The organism is Streptomyces phyllanthi (genome assembly GCF_009377205.1).
In the GTDB taxonomy this organism is placed as follows: Bacteria; Actinomycetota; Actinomycetes; order Streptomycetales; family Streptomycetaceae; genus Streptomyces; species Streptomyces phyllanthi.
On sequence record NZ_VJZE01000554.1, the window covers coordinates 1 to 5,354 of the forward strand.

Annotated in this window: 5 protein-coding genes; 4 read left to right on the forward strand and 1 reads right to left on the reverse strand. The window is 72.1% G+C overall.

Annotated elements, in window-relative coordinates:
• The 3 genes from FNH04_RS40615 to FNH04_RS40625 form a co-directional block, all read left to right on the forward strand.
• On the forward strand, positions 1 to 1,249 hold a 1,249-nt coding region (locus FNH04_RS40615), incomplete at its 5' end, for an acetate--CoA ligase family protein (protein WP_194236986.1).
• Between the two features lie 55 nt (positions 1,250 to 1,304).
• Complete coding sequence (locus FNH04_RS40620) at positions 1,305 to 2,132, forward strand: enoyl-CoA hydratase/isomerase family protein (RefSeq protein WP_152791205.1); 828 nt, start codon at positions 1,305 to 1,307, stop codon at positions 2,130 to 2,132.
• Between the two features lie 108 nt (positions 2,133 to 2,240).
• Entirely contained in the window at positions 2,241 to 2,855 is a 615-nt protein-coding gene (locus FNH04_RS40625) for a flavin reductase family protein (RefSeq protein ID WP_228031910.1), read from the forward strand.
• Between the two features lie 63 nt (positions 2,856 to 2,918).
• On the opposite strand, the gene FNH04_RS40630 is transcribed toward FNH04_RS40625, so the two are convergent.
• Entirely contained in the window at positions 2,919 to 4,241 is a 1,323-nt protein-coding gene (locus FNH04_RS40630; RefSeq protein ID WP_322725302.1) for an MFS transporter, read from the reverse strand.
• A 71-nt stretch (positions 4,242 to 4,312) separates the two neighbouring features.
• Here FNH04_RS40630 and FNH04_RS40635 point away from each other — a divergent pair, with 71 nt between their 5' ends.
• Positions 4,313 to 5,329, forward strand: a complete 1,017-nt coding sequence (locus FNH04_RS40635) for a GlxA family transcriptional regulator (protein ID WP_152791208.1) — start codon at positions 4,313 to 4,315, stop codon at positions 5,327 to 5,329.
• The last annotated feature ends 25 nt before the right edge of the window (positions 5,330 to 5,354 follow it).

Genomic DNA, 5,354 nt, shown 5'->3' on the forward strand with positions numbered 1-5,354 from the left:
GGCTCCCGCCACCGCCCCTGCCACCGCCACCGGCGTCGCGGCCGACGGGGTCGTCGTCTATTCGATCTCGGGCGGCACGGGCGCGCACTTCGCCGACCTGGCGACGGAGGCGGGGCTGCGTCTGCCGGCGCTGTCGGAGGCCAAGCAGGCCGAGCTGCACCAGTGGATACCCGAGTATCTGAACGTCTCCAATCCCGTCGACAACGGCGGGCACCCGGTGGGCGACTGGCGCGGGCGGAAGATCATCGACGCGATCCTCGCCGACCCGGCCGTGGGGGTGCTGATCTGTCCCATCACCGGGCCGTTCCCGCCGATGAGCGACAAGCTCGCGCAGGACCTCGTGGACGCGGCGGAGCAGTCGGACAAGCTGGTGTGCGTGGTGTGGGGTTCTCCGGTCGGCACCGAGGCGGCGTACCGGGAGACGCTGCTCGGCTCGTCCCGGGTCGTGACCTTCCGCACCTTCGCCAACTGCATCACGGCCGTCCGCGCCCACCTCGACCACGCGCGGTTCACCGCCTCGTACCGCTCCCCCTTCGACGAGGCCCCCCGCACCCCGTCGCCCTCCTTCCGCAAGGCGCAAGCACTGATGCGGCCCGGACAGCAGCTGAGCGAGCACGCGGCGAAGCAACTGCTGCGGGCGTACGGAATCCGGGTGCCTCGCGAGCAGCTGGTGACCAGCGCGGCGGCGGCCGTACGGGCGGCGAGCCTGGTCGGTTATCCCGTGGTGATGAAGGCGTCCGGCGCGCGGATCGCCCACAAGACGGAGCTCGGACTGGTGAAGATCGGGCTGACCTCCGCCAGCCAGGTCCGCGACGCCTACCGGGAGCTCACCGACATCGCGCGCTACGAGGACATCGCGCTCGACGGGGTGCTGGTGTGCCAGATGGTCGAGCGGGGCGTCGAGATGGTCGTGGGCGTCACGCACGACCAGCTCTTCGGGCCGACGGTCACGGTCGGGCTCGGCGGCGTACTCGTGGAGGTGCTGCGCGACTCCGCCGTGCGCGTGCCGCCCTTCGGTGAGGACCAGGCCCACGCCATGCTCGACGAACTGCGCGGGCGGGCCCTGCTGGACGGGGTCCGCGGGGCTCCCCCGGCCGACGTGGACGCCCTCGTCGAGGTCGTGCTCCGCGTGCAGCGCATGGCGCTGGAACTGGGGGACGACATCGCCGAGCTGGACATCAACCCGCTGATGGTGCTCCCCCGCGGGCAGGGGGCCGTGGCGCTGGACGCGCTGGCGGTGTGCCACTGAGCGCACCCTTCCGCTCAAGAAGTCCGTCACTCCCCGTACCCAACGGAGCCTCCACATGTCCGCTTCCCCCCTTGATCCTCCCGAAAGATCCCGTGACTCATTGATACTGCACGCCACTGACAACGCGGTCTCGTGGATCACCCTCAACCGCCCCGAGGCGATGAACGCGATCACCCCGGACCAGCGGGAACGACTCATCCAACTGCTCTCGGAGGCATCCGCGGACCCTGCCGTACGGGCCGTCGTGATCACCGCCACGGGCCGCGGCTTCTGCGCGGGCGCGGATCTGCGGGGGACCTCCGCCCGACCCGGCGAGCGCGTGGCCGGCGACGTCGCCCGCACCATCCGGCTCGGGGCCCAGCGCCTCATCGCCGCCGTACTGGACTGCGAGAAGCCGGTGATCGCGGCGGTGAACGGCACGGCGGCCGGGATCGGCGCGCACCTCGCGTTCGCGTGCGACCTGGTACTGGCGGCGGAACCGGCGCGTTTCATCGAGGTGTTCGTACGGCGCGGTCTCGTGCCGGACGGCGGTGGGGCATACCTCCTCCCCCGGCTGATCGGGCCGCAGCGGGCGAAGGAACTGATGTTCTTCGGCGACGCGCTCCCGGCGGCGGACGCGGCACGCCTCGGCCTCGTCAACCGCGTGGTCCCACCGGAGGAACTGGAGAAGACGGCCCGAGAGTGGGCCGAACGCCTCGCCACCGGCCCCACCCGCGCCCTCGCCCTCACCAAACAGCTGGTGAACGCCTCCCTCGACACCGACCGCACCACCGCCTTCGCCGCCGAGGCCACCGCCCAGGAGATCAACATGACGACGGCGGACGCGAACGAGGGCGTGGCGAGCTTCGTGGAGCGGCGGACCCCTGTGTTCAGGGGGCGCTGAACGGCCGTACGGGCCGCACGGGAGGCCATACGGAAGGCCGTACGGGCCGCACGGGAAGGTGCACGGACCTTCACTTCTGACGGTCCGTCAGGTTCAATGGCGGATGTGATGGGACACGCGGGGATGGCGGCAGCCGCCGTCCGTTATCTGAGGTCGGCAGGGGCTCGTACGGCCGCGGAGCCCGTCGAAGTGCTGCCGCGCCCGGAGCTGCGGTGCGTCGGGGAGGACGAGCGGGCCCCGGTCGACCAGGCGGAGTTCCGCCGGGTCCTGGGCACCTTCGCGACCGGGGTGACCGTGATCACGGCACCGCCCGGGGACGACACGGCCGGCCCCGCCGGTTTCGCCTGCCAGTCCTTCTCCTCCCTCTCCCTCGACCCACCGCTGGTCGCGTTCATGGTCGGCCGTACGTCGACGACCTGGCCGCGCATCGCCCGCGCGGGCGTCTTCTGCGTGAACGTACTCGGCGCGGACCAGGCCGGCCTGTGCCGCGGCTTCGCGGTGAGCGGGTCCGACAAGTTCGCAGGCGTGGCCTACGACGCGTCCCCCGCCTCCGGCTCCCCGCGCCTGACAGGAGCTCTCGCCTGGATCGACTGCACGATCCACGCCGTGCACCCGGGCGGGGACCATCTGATCGTGGTGGGCAGGGTGGACGCGCTGGGTGCCGGAGACGGCCACGAGGCAGAGACAGCACCCCTGCTCTTCCACAGGGGGCGCCTCGGCTAGGCCCTGTCGGCCTGAACGCACCGCACCTCACAGCCGGCCTGATCCGAACGACAGGCCCTAGCCCTAGCTCCCCGTGGCGAGGCGCCCCGGCGCTCCCACCGGCCGCCGCCCTATCACCAGCGACATCAGCGCCGCCGCCGCGCACAGCGCGCCCGAGGCGTACCAGACGACGTCGTACGAGCCGAAGGTGTCACGGGCGGCGCCGCCGAGGAAGGCGACGAGGGCGGCGCCGAGCTGGTGGGCGGCGAGGACCCAGCCGAAGACGATGGCGCTGTCGTCGCCGTACTGCTCGCGGCAGAGCGCGAGGGTCGGCGGGACCGTGGCGACCCAGTCGAGGCCGTAAAAGACGATGAAGAAGACCATCGGCAGGTGGACGCTCGGGGCCAGCAGCATCGGCAGGAAGAGCAGCGAGATGCCGCGGAAGGCGTAGTACACCGCCAACAGCCGCCTCGGCTCGAAGCGGTCGGTGAGCCAGCCGGAGGCGATCGTGCCGACGACGTCGAACACGCCGATGACCGCCAGCAGCGAGGCCGCCGCCATGGGGGGCATGCCGTGGTCGTGGGCGGCGGGCACGAAGTGGGTCTGGACGAGGCCGTTGGTCGAGGCGCCGCAGATCGCGAAGGTGCCGGCCAGCAGCCAGAAGGGTCCCGTGCGCATCGCCGAGAAGAGCACGGTCACCGCGCGCCGGGCGGCCCCCGGCACGGGCGCGGGCTTGGCCACGAACTCCTTCGCCCCGTACGGCTTCAGGCCCACGTCCGCGGGGTGGTCCCGCAGGAGCAGCCAGACGAACGGGACGACGGCCAGCGCGGCGAGGGCCACCGTGGCGGCGGCCGGGCGCCAGTTGTACTCGTCGACGATCCAGGCCAGCAGCGGCAGGAAGATCAGCTGGCCGGAGGCGGAGGCCGCGGTGAGGATGCCGGTCACCAGGCCGCGCCGTTCGGTGAACCAGCGGTTGGTGACCGTGGCGGCGAAGGCCAGCGCCATGGAGCCCGAGCCCAGGCCCACCAGCAGGCCCCAGCACAGGATGAGCTGCCAGGCCGCCGTCATCCACACGGTGGCGCCCGAGCCGACCGCGATCACGGTGAGGGCGACCGCGACCACGCGGCGGATGCCGAACCGGTCCATGAGCGCGGCCGCGAACGGCGCCGTCAGCCCGTACAGCACCAGGTTGACCGACACCGCCGCGCCGATCGTGCCCCGCGACCATTGGAACCACTGATGCAGAGGATCGATCAGCAGACCCGGCAGGGAGCGGAAGGCGGCGGCGCCGATGATCGTCACGAAGGTCACGGCCGCGACGAACCACGCGCGGTGGACGCGGAGCCGTGCGGGCCGGGTGGACGGGGTTTCCTCGAGGGCGGTGGTGGTCTCGGTTGTCTGGGTCACGCCATAAAGCTTCCGGCCTGCGGTCACACCCATCGAGTGGCCGGAAAGCCAGTGTTCGCTAGGATCGGGCCATGAGCACAGAGCACCGGGCCACGAGCGGCGCCCAGGGATTCCGCCCGCACCGTGTCGTCGTCCTGGCCCTCGACGGACTGCTGCCCTTCGAACTCGGCATCCCGCACCGCATCTTCGGCCGCCCCAAGGACGCGGGCGGACGGCACCTGTACGAGGTCGTGACCTGCTCGATCCGGCCGCCCGGCCCGGTGGAGACGGACGCCGACTTCGCCATCCAGGTGGAGCACGGCCCCGAGGCTCTGGCGACGGCCGACACGGTCCTGGTCCCGGCCTCCTACGAACTCGGCCCTGTCTTCGAGGAGGGCGTACTGACCGAGGGCCTGGCCGCCGCCCTCGCACACATCCGCCCCGGCACCCGGCTCGCCTCCATCTGCACCGGCGTGTACGTCCTCGCCGCCGCCGGTTTCCTCGACGGCCGCCCCGCCACCACACACTGGGCGGACGCCGATCGTCTCCAGTGGCTCTTCCCCCGCATCAAGGTCGACCCGGACGTGCTGTTCATCGACGACGGCGACGTGCTCACCTCGGCGGGCGTCGCGGCCGGCATCGACCTGTGCCTGCACATGGTGCGCCGCGACCACGGTTCGGCGATCGCCAACGACGTGGCCCGGCGCACGGTCGTACCGCCCCACCGCGACGGCGGGCAGGCCCAGTACATCGAACGCCCCGTACCCGACCCGCAGACGGCGACCACCACGGGCGCCCGGGCATGGGCGCTCGGCCGCCTGCACGAACCGATCCAGTTGCGCGACATGGCCGGCCAGGAGGCGATGTCGGTCCGTACGTTCACCCGCCGCTTCCGCGAGGAGGTAGGCATCAGCCCCGGCCAGTGGCTCACCCAGCAACGCGTCGAACGGGCCCGTCACCTCCTGGAGTCCAGCGACCTGTCGATCGACCAGGTGGCCCGCGACGCGGGCTTCGGCACGGCCCAGTCGATGCGGCAGCACCTGCAGGCGGCGCTGGGGGTGACGCCCACGGGGTACCGCCGGACGTTCCGCGCGGAAAGTCGCCGCTGAGCGTTTCTCGCCCCCGCCCCTACCC